This is a genomic window from Pseudarthrobacter sp. NPDC059871 (genome assembly GCF_042731175.1).
GTDB lineage: Bacteria > Actinomycetota > Actinomycetes > Actinomycetales > Micrococcaceae > Arthrobacter.
Window position 1 is genome coordinate 451,970 of record NZ_JBHWJV010000001.1, and the last position, 14,004, is coordinate 465,973.

The 14,004-nt window shown below is 67.4% G+C and carries 9 protein-coding genes; 7 read left to right on the plus strand and 2 right to left on the minus strand.

Going from position 1 to position 14,004, the window contains the following annotated elements:
• Positions 1 to 100: 100 nt before the first annotated feature.
• The 4 genes from ACFV4R_RS02025 to ftsY all read left to right on the plus strand — a co-directional run bounded on the left by ACFV4R_RS02025 (position 101) and on the right by ftsY (position 7,566).
• Positions 101 to 1,405, plus strand: a complete 1,305-nt coding sequence (locus ACFV4R_RS02025) for an MFS transporter (protein ID WP_377202185.1) — start codon at positions 101 to 103, stop codon at positions 1,403 to 1,405.
• Positions 1,402 to 2,520: a hypothetical protein gene (locus tag ACFV4R_RS02030; RefSeq protein ID WP_377202184.1), complete on the plus strand. Its 1,119-nt coding sequence runs from the start codon at positions 1,402 to 1,404 to the stop codon at positions 2,518 to 2,520. The genes ACFV4R_RS02025 and ACFV4R_RS02030 overlap by 4 nt, the downstream gene beginning before the upstream one ends.
• 141 nt (positions 2,521 to 2,661) lie before the next feature.
• Positions 2,662 to 6,249, plus strand: coding sequence for a chromosome segregation protein SMC (gene smc / locus ACFV4R_RS02035; protein ID WP_377202183.1), 3,588 nt, complete (start codon positions 2,662 to 2,664; stop codon positions 6,247 to 6,249).
• Positions 6,250 to 6,363: 114 nt separating this feature from the next.
• Positions 6,364 to 7,566, plus strand: coding sequence for a signal recognition particle-docking protein FtsY (gene ftsY / locus ACFV4R_RS02040; protein ID WP_377202182.1), 1,203 nt, complete (start codon positions 6,364 to 6,366; stop codon positions 7,564 to 7,566).
• A 3-nt stretch (positions 7,567 to 7,569) separates the two neighbouring features.
• Here the strand turns inward: ftsY and ACFV4R_RS02045 are convergent, their stop codons facing one another.
• Positions 7,570 to 8,838: an MFS transporter gene (locus ACFV4R_RS02045; RefSeq protein WP_377202181.1), complete on the minus strand. Its 1,269-nt coding sequence runs from the start codon at positions 8,836 to 8,838 to the stop codon at positions 7,570 to 7,572.
• Positions 8,839 to 9,062: 224 nt separating this feature from the next.
• Here ACFV4R_RS02045 and ACFV4R_RS02050 point away from each other — a divergent pair, with 224 nt between their 5' ends.
• Positions 9,063 to 10,421, plus strand: a complete 1,359-nt coding sequence (locus ACFV4R_RS02050) for an ammonium transporter (protein WP_377202180.1) — start codon at positions 9,063 to 9,065, stop codon at positions 10,419 to 10,421.
• Entirely contained in the window at positions 10,418 to 10,756 is a 339-nt protein-coding gene (locus ACFV4R_RS02055; protein WP_015937412.1) for a P-II family nitrogen regulator, read from the plus strand. Before ACFV4R_RS02050 ends, ACFV4R_RS02055 begins: the two co-directional genes overlap by 4 nt.
• A 129-nt stretch (positions 10,757 to 10,885) precedes the next feature.
• On the opposite strand, the gene ACFV4R_RS02060 is transcribed toward ACFV4R_RS02055, so the two are convergent.
• Positions 10,886 to 12,289 (minus strand): glucose-6-phosphate dehydrogenase, encoded by a 1,404-nt coding sequence (locus tag ACFV4R_RS02060; protein WP_377202179.1) that lies wholly within the window; start codon positions 12,287 to 12,289, stop codon positions 10,886 to 10,888.
• Positions 12,290 to 12,373: 84 nt separating this feature from the next.
• Here ACFV4R_RS02060 and ffh point away from each other — a divergent pair, with 84 nt between their 5' ends.
• Positions 12,374 to 13,957, plus strand: coding sequence for a signal recognition particle protein (gene ffh, locus ACFV4R_RS02065; protein ID WP_377202178.1), 1,584 nt, complete (start codon positions 12,374 to 12,376; stop codon positions 13,955 to 13,957).
• The last annotated feature ends 47 nt before the right edge of the window (positions 13,958 to 14,004 follow it).

Below are 14,004 nucleotides of genomic sequence, written 5' to 3' on the forward strand. Positions count from 1 at the left end.
CCACCGGCTGAAATGCTGGCCCGGAACAGGCGGTGCGCGGCCCGCGGCAGTGCAACGCCATCCCAGCTCATTGAGGGACGGGCAGCCGTTGTACATATCGATGTCGGACCGCAAAGGCGGCCGCAAGGACCAGGCGGACACTGTCCCTGCCGCCACCCGCACAGCATTCCGCCTTTCCCCGGTGATCATCTGGCTTGGCGTCGTCAGCATGGCCACCGACATCTCTTCCGAGTCCGTGGCCGCCGTCCTTCCCCTTTATGTCACGGGGTTCCTGGGACTTTCCACCATTGCCTTCGGAATTATCGACGGCATCAACCAGGGCGCCAGCGCCATCGTCCGGATTGGCGCCGGCTGGGTCTCCGACCGGACCGGCCGGCCCAAGAGCGTGGCCGTGGCCGGATACGGGCTCTCCATGGTGGCCCGCGTGGGCTTCCTCTTCGCCGGCGGGTTCTGGTCGGTCGCAGCCATCGTTACCGGTGACAGGGTTGGCAAGGGCATCCGTACCGCCCCGCGCGACGCCATGATTGCTGCGGAAGCCCAGCCCGACTACCTTGCGCGGTCCTTCGGTGTCCACAGGATGCTGGATAACATCGGCGCGGCCGCAGGGCCGCTGATTGCGTTCGCGCTGCTGTCACTCATTCCCAACGGGTACAGCAGCGTCTTCGTGGTGTCGCTGGCGTTTGCCGTCATCGGTGTCGCCGTGCTGCTGCTGACGGTGCCCAACAGGACGGTATGGCCCGGCAAGGCACCTGCGCGGGAGCCTGGCACCAAGGAACAGTTGGCCGGAGCACCTGCGCGGCAACCGAAAGCGGGCTGGCCGCGGACCTCGTGGCGGGCCCTCAAGGTCCAGTGCCTCCCACGGCTGCTCGTGGCAGCAGGTCTGTTGGGCCTTCTGACCATTGGTGACGGCTTCGTGTACCTGCTGCTGCAAAGCCGCGAAGCGTTCCCCGCACAGTGGTTCCCTCTCCTGTTCGTGGGCACCAACGCCGCTTTCCTGGTTTTCGCGATCCCCATCGGACGCGTCGCCGACCGCTGGGGCCGGGTGCCGGTGTTCCTGGCCGGCCACCTGGCGCTCTTCTCCTGTTACGTGCTGGCTGCCGGCCCGGCCGGTGGCACGGCAGCCACCCTCGGCTGCCTGCTGCTGCTCGGGCTGTTCTATGCCGCAACGGACGGGGTCCTGGCCGCCCTGGTCTCCCAACTGGCGGTACCGGAACATCTGGGCGCGGCGCTCGGGACGGCCCAAACTGTGGTGGCCCTCAGCCGGATGGTGTCCGCAGCGGCGTTTGGCGTGCTGTGGTACGCCGTGGGGCCCGCACCGGCGGCGGCCTGCGTGGCTGTCCTCCTTCTCCCGGCCCTTGGCGCAGCGACGGTCCTCCTGCGCCGCACCCCGCGGGCCGTGTCATGAGCGGCCGGCCCCAGCAGGTTCGGGCCGCCCACCAGAAAGGAACGGGCGACGACGGCGGCGTGCCGGCTGAAGCCTCGGGTCACCACCGTCGGTCCGTTGCCGGCGTCCCCTGGCGGATAGCGGCGCTGCTGGCGGTCACGCTCCTGGCACTGGCCTCGGCCGGCGCCTACGCCGCCGCGGCATTCCAGGAGGCCAGAAACAGCCAGGCTGCCTTACCCGCGGTCCAGGTCGCCGCTGCAAACGCCCTCCCCGCGGAACCCTTCGTGATGTTTCGCAACACAGCGGCAGGCCGGGGCTACGGTGAAGCCGCCTTTGCACCACTCGCCAATCCGTCGGGGGAACGGTACCTCTCCGGCCACGCATGCGACCGCGTCTATGCCACCCGGGAAATCGTCAGCTGCCTGGCGACGCAGAACGGGATTCCCACCAGATTCGAGGCAAGCCTTTTAGGCCCTGCGCTTCAGCCGCTGCAGGGCTGGGCACTCGGGGGCATTCCCAGCCGGACCCGGATCAGTCCCGACGGAGCCCTCGTGGCCAGCACGGTCTTCGTCGCCGGCCACTCCTACGCGTCCGCCGGCTTTTCCACGGAGACCGTGATCCGCGGCGCAGACGGCACCGTCCACGGAAACCTCGAGACCTTCGCCCTGATGTCGGACGGCAACCGGATCAAGGCCACGGACCGGAACATCTGGGGCGTGACGTTCGTCCCCGGCTCGCCCAACGCTTTCTACGCCACTGCCTCATCCCAGGGGAACATCTGGCTGGTCCGCGGCGACCTGGCAGAGCGGACGCTGACAGTGGTTGCTTCAGGGGTTGAATGCCCGTCCATCTCCCCGGACGGCAAGCGGATCGCGTTCAAGAAAAGTGACTCGGAGACCCTGGTGGGTGATCGCCACCCCGCCGTGCTGGACCTCGCCACGGGGAACGTCACCGTGCTGGACGAACAGCGCAACATTGACGACCAGATCGAATGGCTGGACGGCAACACCATCCTCTATGGCCTTCCCCGCGATGACACCGGGCAGGACAGCGACATCTGGTCCCTGTCCGCACGGCCCGGAGCAACACCGGAGCTCTTCATCGAGCATGCCTGGTCTCCTGCCGTGGTCCGATGACGCGTCCTGGCCCAACTGCTGGCGGATTCCCGCGGAGTCGTGCGGGACAGGCGGCGCCGGATCCGCGACTTTCGGCGGCAACCCGGTAGATTTAGGACCGCCAAGCAGCCGCCCAGCCCCGTCCAGGAGACCCGAAAAGCCTTGCACCTCAAAAGCCTGACCGTCCGGGGGTTCAAGTCCTTTGCCTCCGCCACCACCTTCGACTTCGAACCGGGAGTCACTGCCGTGGTGGGCCCCAACGGCTCCGGCAAGTCCAACGTGGTGGACGCATTGGCCTGGGTGATGGGGGAGCAGGGCGCCAAGACCCTCCGCGGCGGCAAAATGGAGGACGTGATCTTCGCCGGCACCTCCGGCCGCCCTCCACTGGGACGGGCACACGTGTCGCTGACCATTGATAACACTGACGGTGCCCTGCCCATTGAGTACAGCGAAGTCACCATCTCCCGGACGCTGTTCCGGACGGGAGGCTCGGAATACGCCATCAACGGTGCCGGCTGCCGCCTGCTCGACATCCAGGAACTGCTCTCCGATTCCGGCATGGGGCGGGAAATGCATGTCATCGTGGGCCAGGGCCAGCTGGACCGGGTCCTGCACGCCACCCCCGAGGACCGCCGGGGCTTCATCGAAGAAGCCGCCGGAATCCTCAAACACCGCCGGCGCAAGGAACGGACGGTGCGCAAACTCGAGGCAATGCAGGCGAACCTGCAGCGCCTCACGGACCTGACGGGTGAGATCCGCCGCCAGCTAACGCCCTTGGGCAAGCAGGCCGAGGTGGCACGCCGCGCCCAACGCGTCCAGTTCGACGTCCGGGACGCCCGCGCCCGCCTGCTGGCCGATGACCTGGTGCAGCTGCAGCAGGTCCTGGAGCAGGACGTCGCCGACGAAGCCGCACTGAAGGAGCGGCGCACCATCGTGGGGCAGGAACTGGAGTCCGGGCGCCGGCAACAAGCAGCACTGGAGCAGCTCGCAGCAGAGGCAACGCCCCGCCTCAACGCGGCCCGGGACACGTGGTACCGGCTCACCGCCGCACGGGAGCGGCTCCGTTCACTCGGATCGCTGGCCCAGGAACGGAGCCGCGTGCTCGGATCCGTGGACGACACACCGTCCGGAGGGCGGGATCCCGAGCAGCTGGAACGGCAGGCAGCGCGCGTAGGCAGCGAACTGGCCGGACTTGAGCAGTCACTGGCCGGCCGGCGGACCGCCCTTGAAGCAGCAACGGCGGCCAAAGCGGACGCGGAGCGTGCAGCCCAGGACGAGGACCAGCGGCTCACCGCTGAACTGCGTGCGGTCGCCGACCGCAGGGAAGGCCTGGCGCGCCTCGCCGGCCAGGTTGGAGCCGCACGCTCCCGGGTGGAGTCCGCCCAGGCAGAACTCGGCCGGCTGCGCGAGTCGCTGGCAGCAGGTGCCGGGCGGCGTGCCCGGGCACAGGAAGAGTTCACCGCCCTGGAAAACCAGGTGGCGGGCGTGGAAGAAGGCGAGGAATCCCTCGACGCCGACTACGAGGCCGCCAGCGAAGCGCTGGATACCCTGCTGCAGGAAATCTCGGACCTCAAATCCGAAGTCAACGAGGGCATCCGCCGGCGCGATGCCCTCGCAGCCCGCCTTGAGGCCTTGAAGCTCGGCCTGGAGCGGAAAGACGCAGCCAGGCACGTCCTGCAGTCCGGGCTTGGCGGGGTCCAGGGCGCGCTCGCCGGTGAGCTGCGGGTGCAGGCCGGATTTGAAACCGCCATCGCCGCGGCACTCGGGGAAGCCTCCGAGGCGCTCCTGGTCGAGGACCCGTCCACCGCGGAGTCCGTCCTGCAGATGCTCAAGGACGACGACGCCGGCCGGGCCTCGCTGTTGCTGGCACCCGCCGGCACTTTGCACGAAGACCTTCCGCCGGCCCCTGCACTCCCGGCAGATGCGGTTCCGGCCGCCGGACTCGTGGACGCCGCCGACGCTTACACCCCGTTGGTGCGGCACCTGCTGTGCCGGACCGCCGTCGTACCCGACATCCGGGCCGCCGCGGCCCTCGTGGCGGAACAGCCCGGCCTGACAGCAGTTACCCACGCGGGTGACGTCTTCACCGCCGTGTCCGTTACCGGAGGTTCGGCGAAGGCTCCGTCACTCCTGGAAGTCCAGGCCGCCGTGGACGACGCCGACAGGGAGCTTGGGCAGGTAACCGCGGCCTTGGAGCGCAACAGGTTCGCCCTGGCCGGCGCCGAGGCGAAGCGCGCCGAAGCGCAGGAAAAGGCGGATGCCGCCCTGGACAGGTTGCACGAGTCCGACGCGCGGCTGGCCGCAGTAGCCGAGCGGCTGGGACACCTCAACTCAGTTCTGCGCAGCGCAGTGGGCGAAAGTGACCGGCTGGCGGCCTCATTGGCCCGTGCCGAGGCCAACGTGGAGTCCGAGGAGCAGGCGCTCGCGGCCATCACCGCCCGGCTTGCCGCCGCCCAGGAGGTGCCGCTCGAGCAGGAACCGTCAACGGCGGAGCGTGATGCCCTCGCGAAGGCTTCCTCTGCCGCCCGTGCTGCCGAGGTGGAGGCCCGGTTGTCACTGCGGAGCACCGAGGAGCAGGTGGCGGCCACACGCAACCGCGTTGCCTCACTGGAACGTGCCGCCGCCACTGAGCGGCGTGCCCGCGAGGAGGCAGCTGAAAGGGCGCGGCGCCGGCGCATCGAGGCCCGGCGGGCCGCCGCGGTCCGGGCCGCCGTGGACTCGGCCCTGGACTTCGTGGACGTGTCCGTCGATGTGGCGCGGCACGCGCGTGACCTGGCAGAAGAAAACCGCGAACGCCGGGACCGTGAGCTGCAGGAACTCCGCGCCGCGAACGAGCTGCTTGCAAAGGAGCTTGCCGAACTGACCGACAACGTCCACCGTGACGAGCTCGCCAGGGCCCAGCAGCGCGCCCGCATCGAAGCACTGGAAACGCGGTCCGTTGATGAACTCGGGATCACCCCTGACGCCCTGGTGGCGGAGTTCGGCCCCCACGTTGCAGTTCCGGTTCCGGCGGGGGATACGGGTGACAAGTGGGCTGCCCTCCGTGCGCCGGTGGACGAAACCGGTGAAGCCATCGCCGAAGGCGTGCCGTTCGTCAGGGCTGAACAGGAGAAACGCCTCCGGAAGGCAGAACGCGACCTGTCCAGCCTGGGCAAGGTCAATCCGCTGGCGCTGGAGGAATTCGCGGCACTGGAGGAGCGCCACCAGTTCCTCAGCACCCAGCTGGAGGACCTCAAGGCAAGCCGCAAGGACCTGCTGGACATCATCAAGGAAGTGGACGACAGGGTCCAGCGGGTGTTCACCGAGGCATTCGAGGACACCCAGGCACAGTTCGTTAGGGTTTTTGACCGGCTGTTCCCCGGCGGCGAAGGCCGGCTGGTCCTGACCGACCCTGCGGACATGCTCACCACAGGAATCGAAGTGGAGGCCCGTCCCGCGGGCAAGAAGATCAAGCGGCTGTCACTGCTGTCCGGCGGGGAGCGGTCACTGACGGCTGTGGCCCTGCTCGTGGCCATCTTCAAGGCACGGCCCTCCCCGTTTTACGTCATGGATGAGGTGGAGGCCGCCCTCGACGACACCAACCTGGGCCGGCTGATCACCATCTTCGAAGAGCTCCGCGAGTCCAGCCAGCTCATTGTCATCACCCACCAGAAGCGCACCATGGAAGTGGCAGATGCCCTGTACGGAGTCACCATGCGCGGCGACGGCGTCTCTACGGTGATCAGCCAGCGCCTGGGCAGCGACAACTGAACGGTGGTTGGTTGACCAACGCTGCGACGTCGCCGGGTGGACGGCTGAGTCGGGGCAGGTCAGCTCCCTGCCGGAGCGGGAAAAGGGCTCCGGCGGTTGTGAGAAGCTAGGGGAGTGAATGACATCCTTCCCATAATCCTGTCCATTCTCGGTGCCCTGGTGGTTGTCGGAGCCCTGATCCCGGTCCTGGTGAAGACGCGGAAAAACACCAACCGCTACCCGGGAACACGCGACGCGAACGACCCCGAGATCCGGGCCGGTGGCAGCACCCTCGTGGCCGGCGACACTGCCACCACGGAGCGGACAGCACCCGCAGAGGCGGACCTTGAGGGCGTGGACACCACGGTCCCCGACGATGCCGCCGGACTGGAAGTCATTCCGGTTGAAACCCCCCTGCCCGTAGCGGGACGCCTGACCCGGCTGCGCGAACGCCTAATCCGGTCCAACAGCGTCATGGGCAAGGGCCTGCTGGCGCTGCTTTCCAGCGACAAAATCGACGAGAACGTCTGGGACGAGGTGGAAGAAACCCTCCTCCTGGCGGACCTCGGCACCGAACCGACCATGCAGCTGGTGGATGCCCTCCGCGAACGCGTCAAGGTGCTCGGCACGCGCAGCCCGGAGCACGTCAAGGCCATGCTCCGCGAGGAACTCGTCAAGGTTGTCGACCCCACCATGGACCGCACCTTGAATGTCCAGCGCCACGGGGACAAGCCGGCCGTCATGATGGTGGTGGGCGTCAACGGCGTTGGCAAGACCACCACGGTGGGCAAGCTGGCGCGCGTGCTGGTGGCCGAAGACAAAGACGTGATCCTCGGTGCCGCAGACACCTTCCGTGCCGCTGCCGCTGAGCAGCTGGCGACCTGGGGCCAGCGGGTGGGCGTTCCCACCGTCAAGTCCGACATTGACGGTGCCGACCCCGCCTCGGTGGCCTACGAAGCCGTGAAGGCAGGCATCGACCAGGAGGTCGACGTCGTCATGATCGACACCGCCGGCCGGCTGCAAAACAAAGTGGGCCTCATGGACGAGCTTGGCAAGGTCAAGCGAGTGGTGGAGAAGCTCGCCGAAGTTGACGAGGTCCTGCTGGTCCTGGACGCCACCACCGGCCAGAACGGCCTCAACCAGGCCCGCGTTTTCTCCGAGGTGGTCAACATCACCGGCATCGTCCTGACCAAGCTGGACGGCACCGCCAAGGGTGGCATCGTCGTCGCCATTCAGAAGACCCTCGGCGTCCCGGTCAAGCTGATCGGCCTGGGCGAAGGCGCGGACGACCTCGCCCCGTTCGACGCCGAGCAATTCGTCGACGCGCTGCTGAACTAGCCGCTAACCCTTCTTTTGGCCCGCTGCGTCCTGTGAAGCGGCGGGCCGCAGTGTTTCCGGGGTGGCCAGCCACGCAAGGACGGCCAAGAGCAGGACCCCGCCCGTAACACCGAATGCCCAGCCGAAGCCCAGCCGGTCCGCGAGCAAGCCTGCCAGGACGGGACCAACGATCGCACCGACGTCGGACGTCATCTGGTAGACCGCCAGCACCTTGCCGCCGGACCGGCCGCTGCCGATCACATCTGCGACGGCGGCCTGCTGGGCAGGGCCGAACAGGCCCGAACCGATGCCGGCGAGAGCGGAGGCGGCAAGGAACCAGGGCAGGCTCTGGGCGAAACCGATGCCCGCAGTGGCCAGCCCCGCCACCGCCAGCCCCCACATCATCATGGGCCTGCGTCCCAGCGAATCTGCCAGGCGGCCGGAAAATGACAGCGCCGCCGCATTGCCTGCCGCGAATACGGCCAGGGCCAGCCCGGCCGCCTCGGGACCGGCGCCGAAGGCCGCCGCAGCAAACAGCGGGACCGTGGCCATCCGGACGCCGAACGTAGCCCACCCGTTGGCGAAACTGGATGCCAGCGCAGCCCGGTATGCCCCGGTCCGCAGGGCCTCGCCGAAGGGCATATCCGGCGCCCGCTTGGCCGCAAGGCCGGAGTCCCGCCGCTGGTGGCTCAGCTGCGTCTGCACCACCGCCGCCGCGATGACCAGGGCCGCCGCGTAGGCAAGGAACGGAACCCGCAGGCCAAACCCCGCAAGCAGGCCGCCGACGATCGGTCCGCAGACGTTGCCGATCAGGAATGCGGAGGCGTACGCGCCGGACACCCTGCCCCGGCTCTCCGGCGGCGCCAGCCTGACCACCAGGGCCATGGAAGCGACCGTAAACATCACCGAACCCGCGCCGCCCAGTCCGCGGAACAGCAACAGCTGCCAGTAGCTCCCGGCAAAGGCGCAGGCCGCCGTTGAGGCCGCCACGATGAGCAGCCCGGCCACATAGACCGGCCGTTCCCCGAGCTTGGCGATCAGGGCACCGCCGGCCGGGGCGAAGACCAGCCGCATGAACGCAAAGATCGCCACGATTACGGCCGCTTCCGTGTTGCCCACACCGAAGGTTGTGGCGAATTGCGGCAATACGGGCGCAACAAGCCCGAATCCCAGCGCGATCAGGAACGCGGCGGCCAGCATCACCTTGATATCGCGGGGGAGTTTGTCGCGGCGGGGCCGCAGGCGGGCCAGGATCCTTGAAGCGGTGCCGCCGGGGCGGGCTTCTGCCGTCATGGTGCACAGTTCCTTGCAGGCTGGGGCGCCGGCTGCCGGCGGGAGTGGTGAAACATAACCGTAACAAGGCGGATATGCACCATTTACTTCCTAGAGGTTGTTGTAACAGTCCGGCAATCTAAATCCTCTGCGGGCGAAACACGCCGCCGACACACTCGTTACAGGACGCAAAGGGCGTTGGCAGGCGGAGGATTCCGCAAGATTCGGAAGAGAGGACGTGCACCATGGAACTTACCGCAGGTCACGTTTGGGTCATGGTGTCCGCAGCACTCGTGCTGCTGATGACACCGGGGCTGGCATTTTTCTACGGCGGCATGACACGCGCCAAAGCGGCTTTGAACATGATGATGATGAGCTTCATCTCCATCGGCATGGTCGGCGTCGTATGGGTCCTCTGGGGATACTCGATGTCTTCCGGCGAGGGCTTCCTCCAGATGGTGGGCAACCCGTTCGCCAAGTTCGGCCTTGCAAACATCGACACCCCTGACGGCCTCATCATGGTGGGCTTCGGCGCAACGTTCGCCATCATCACCGTGGCCCTCATCAGCGGCGCCATCGCAGACCGGGCAAAGTTCGGTGCCTGGAGCGTCTTCGTCCCCGTCTGGGTGACCCTGGTGTACTGCCCCCTCGCCTACATGGTGTGGGGCGGCGGCCTCTTCAGCGAAGAAGGCGCCGTCGGTGCCGCACTGGGTGAAGCCATCGACTTCGCCGGCGGCACCGTGGTGCACATCAACGCCGGCGTAGCGGCACTCATCCTCGTTTTCATCGTGGGCAACCGCAAGGGCTTCGGCAAGGACCCGAACCACCGCCCCCACAACATCCCCTTCGTTATGCTGGGCGCTGCCCTCCTGTGGTTCGGCTGGTTCGGCTTCAACGGCGGCGCCGCCACCACGGCAGAGCAGGGCGGCCTCATCTGGGTCAACACCCTGGCAGCTCCGGCAGCGGCAATGCTCGGCTGGCTCGTCACTGAGCGGATCCGCGACGGCCACCCCACCTCCCTCGGCGCCGCTTCCGGCGTGGTGGCCGGCCTCGTGGCCATCACCCCGGCATGTGCCAACGTCAGCCCCGTCGGCGCCCTCGGCCTCGGTGTCGTGTCCGGCGTGGCCTCCGCCCTGGCCGTCGGTCTCAAGTTCCGCTGGGGCTTCGACGACTCGCTGGACGTCGTCGGCGTACACCTTGTCTCCGGCATCATCGGTACCGTGGCCCTCGGCTTCATTGCACTGCCCGCCGACGGTGCGGGTGGCGGCCTCTTCTACGGCGGCGGATTCGCCCAGCTCTGGGCCCAGCTCGCAGCTGCCGGCATCGCCATCGCCTACTCGGCCGTCATGACCACCATCATCGCGCTGGCCATCCACAAGACCATGGGCTTCCGCGTCTCGCAGGAACAGGAAACGGTGGGTGTGGACCTCAGCCTGCACGCCGAGACCGCCTACGAGTTCGGCCTCTCCGGACACGGCGGCAGCTTCCAGCCGCTGCATGACATGATCACCGGCAAGAACCAGGCAGAAGCGGCCGGCAGCGCCGTTGCAGCAGATGCCAAGAAGTCAGAAACCGCAACAGGCAAGGAAAGTGTGGGGGCATGAAACTGATCACCGCAATCGTCAGGCCCGAGAAGCTTGAAGCAATCCGGGAGGGCCTGGAGGCCTACGGAGTGCAGGGCCTGACGGTCAGCGCAGCCAGCGGCTACGGCCGGCAGCGGGGCTACACCGAGGTGTACCGCGGCGCCGAGTATAACGTGGACCTCCTTCCCAAGATCCGGGTAGAGGTGCTGGCTACGGACGAGCAGGCGGATGACATCCTGGACGTCATCATCGCCAGTTCCAACACCGGCAGGGCTGGTGACGGAAAGGTCTGGACCATGGATGTCTTTGAGGCAGTCCGGGTCAGGACCGGCGAACGCGGCGTAGCCGCCATCTAGGAGAGTCCTCCGGCCGGCCCCTGCTGCAAGGGGGAAGAAGGCGGAAACGGGTTGGGCAGGAACCGGAAGGTTCACGCCCAACCCGTTTCGCATTTAACGAGCGCGGCCGGGCTCAACGCCGGCGCCCGCTCACTTCCCTTCCCGGGAAGTGGCCCAGGACGCCGGACCCGCCGAGCCGGCGTCGTACTCCTCAAGGGGAACGGAACCCCGCGCCCAGGCCTGAAGTACCGGTTCAACAATCCGCCAGCAATCCTCGGCGGTGTCACCCCGCACCGACAACAACGGGTCCCCGGTCAGCACACCTTCAAGGACCTCACCGTAGGGAAGGAGGTCGGAGGCGCTCAGCTCCGCTTCGAGGGTGACCCGGCCAAGGCTGAAGATGTTTCCGGGGCCGTTGACGTCAACATCGAACTCAAGGGTGTCCGGCCCGAATCCGATTCTCAGTTGGTTCGGCGAGTCGACGCCCGTGAAGCCCTGTGGCAGGTGCGGCACCGGAAGGAAAGTGATGACAGCCTCCTTCCGCTTCTTGCCCAACGCCTTGCCGGACCGGAGGATGAACGGAACACCGCTCCAGCGCCAGTTGTCGATTCCAATCCGGATCTCAGCCAAAGTCTCTGTGCCGCGGTCCGCGTCCACGCCGTCTTCGCTGGCATAATCCGGTACCGTCTTGCCTCCCACCGTGCCCGCTCCATAGCGTGCCCGCCGCGTGGAATCGGTAAAGGGCGGCGCCACACTGGCCGCGCGAAGGACTGCGGCGATGGCGTCGCGAAGATCCCGCTCACCCAGGGTTGCCGGCGGTTCGATGGCCAGGAGGGCCATCACCTGCAGAAGGTGGCTTTGGATCATGTCCCGCAAGGCGCCGGCACCGTCGTAGTACCGTGCCCGGCCCTCCAGTGCGAGATCCTCGTCGAAGAAGATTTCCACCTTCTCCACGTGCCGCCGGTTCCATACCGGCTCCAAGAAGTTGTTGGCGAACCGCAGTCCCAGGATGTTCAGGACCGTGGCCTTCCCCAGGAAGTGGTCCACGCGGTGGATGTGGTCCTCCGGAACCAGCCGGGCAAGCGTCCTGTTCAGGGACCGCGCCGATTCCTCGCTGGAGCCAAAGGGCTTCTCCATCACCAACCGCGTCCCCGCCGGCACCTCCCCGGGCTGCAGCGCCTCGCACGCCAGCTGGCTGATCCGGGGTGGCAGCGCGAAATAGACGGCGGTGGGGCCGTCGAGGCTTTCCAGCAGGGAAGCGAGGGCGCCGGCGGCTGTGACATCGAGCTGGTGGTACGCCGTGTCCTTTTCCAGCGCAGCCAGCGCGTCCTTGCCGTCCGGCCCTGCGGTCTCCGCAGCTGCGGCGAAGGAGGACCGCACCCGTTCCCGCCACTGTTCCGGCGTCCAGGGGTCGGATCCGGCACCCACCAGGCGGAGGCCGTCCGCCCGGCCGGCGGCCACCAGCCGGGCCAGCCCCGGCAGGAGCAGCCGGCCTGTGAGGTCGCCGGAGGCGCCGAGGATGAGCAGGGTCTTGACAGTTGTTTGGCTCGTCATTTTGCCAGCATGCCATCTGGCGTGCCCGACTTGGTACCCTAGATAGTCGAGTCCCGATCATCTCCTGAAAGAAGTTCACGGCGCGTGTTCAATTCACTCTCTGACCGGTTGACAGCAACCTTCAAGAATCTCCGCGGCAAGGGCCGCCTGACGGAGGCCGACGTCGATGCCACCGTCCGGGAGATCCGCCGCGCCCTGCTGGACGCGGACGTTGCCGTTCCCGTGGTGCGGGAATTCACCGGCCGCGTGCGCGAACGGGCCCTGGGCGCCGAGGTTTCAGCGGCGCTGAACCCCAGCCAGCAGATCGTCAAGATCGTCAACGAGGAACTCAAGGAGATCCTCGGCGGCGAGACCCGGCGCATCCGCCTGGCCAAGAACGGCCCCACCGTCATCATGCTTGCCGGCCTCCAGGGCGCCGGCAAGACCACCCTTGCGGGCAAGCTGTCCAAGTGGCTGAAGTCCCAGGGCCACAGCCCCATGCTGGTGGCGTGTGACCTGCAGCGGCCCAACGCTGTTACCCAGCTGCAGGTAGTGGGCCAGCGTGCCAACGTCCCTGTTTTCGCCCCTCACCCGGGTGCCACCTCAACCGAGCTGGAACAGCCGGCCGGCGATCCCGTGGCCGTTGCCCGGGCCGGCGTGGAGGAAGCCCGCCAGAAACTGCACGACGTCGTCATCGTGGACACCGCAGGCCGCCTCGGCGTCGACGCGGACATGATGGAGCAGGCGCGCCAGATCCGCCGGGCCATCGTGCCCAACGAAGTCCTCTTCGTCATCGACTCGATGATCGGCCAGGACGCCGTGAACACGGCCCTGGCGTTTGACGAGGGCGTCAACTTCACCGGCATCGTCCTGTCCAAGCTCGACGGCGATGCCCGCGGTGGTGCCGCGCTGTCCGTCTCGTCGGTCACCGGCAAGCCCGTCATGTTCGCATCCACCGGTGAAGGCCTGGACGACTTCGAGCTCTTCCACCCGGACCGGATGGCCTCGCGCATCCTGGACATGGGTGACGTCCTCACCCTCATCGAGCAGGCCGAAAAGTCCTGGGACAAAGACGAAGCTGCCCGGATGGCGAAGAAGTTCGCCGACCAGGAAGACTTCACCCTGGACGACTTCCTGGCCCAGATGCAGCAGATCCGCAACATGGGCTCCATGAAGAAAATGCTCATGATGATGCCCGGCGCCCAGAATATCCGCCAGCAGCTGGAGCAGTTCGACGAACGCGAGATCGACCGCGTTGAAGCAATCGTCCGGTCCATGACCCCGCACGAACGCGTGGCCCCCAAGATCATCAACGGTTCGCGCCGCGCCCGCATCGCCCGCGGTTCGGGTGTGCACGTCTCCGAGGTCAACGGCCTGCTGGAACGCTTCGCGCAGGCCCAGAAGATGATGAAGAAAATGGCCCAGGGCGGCATGCCCGGGATGCCAGGCATGCCCGGCCTGCCCGGTGCCGGCGGCGGCGCCCGCAAGAACGCGAAGAACGCGCCGAAGAAGAAGGCCCGGTCCGGAAACCCGGCCAAGGCCGCCCAGGAACGCAAGGACGCCGAAGCCCGGCGCGCCAACGCATCCAAGGCGCTGCCCACCGGGGCCTCCTTCGGCCAGCAGTCCGGTGACTTTGACCCGTCCCAGCTGAACCTGCCCAAGGGCTTTGACAAGTTCCTGGGCAACTAGGAACACTCCCGCCAAGTAGCGCCAAGTGTCGTTGGAAACGTCCCAAC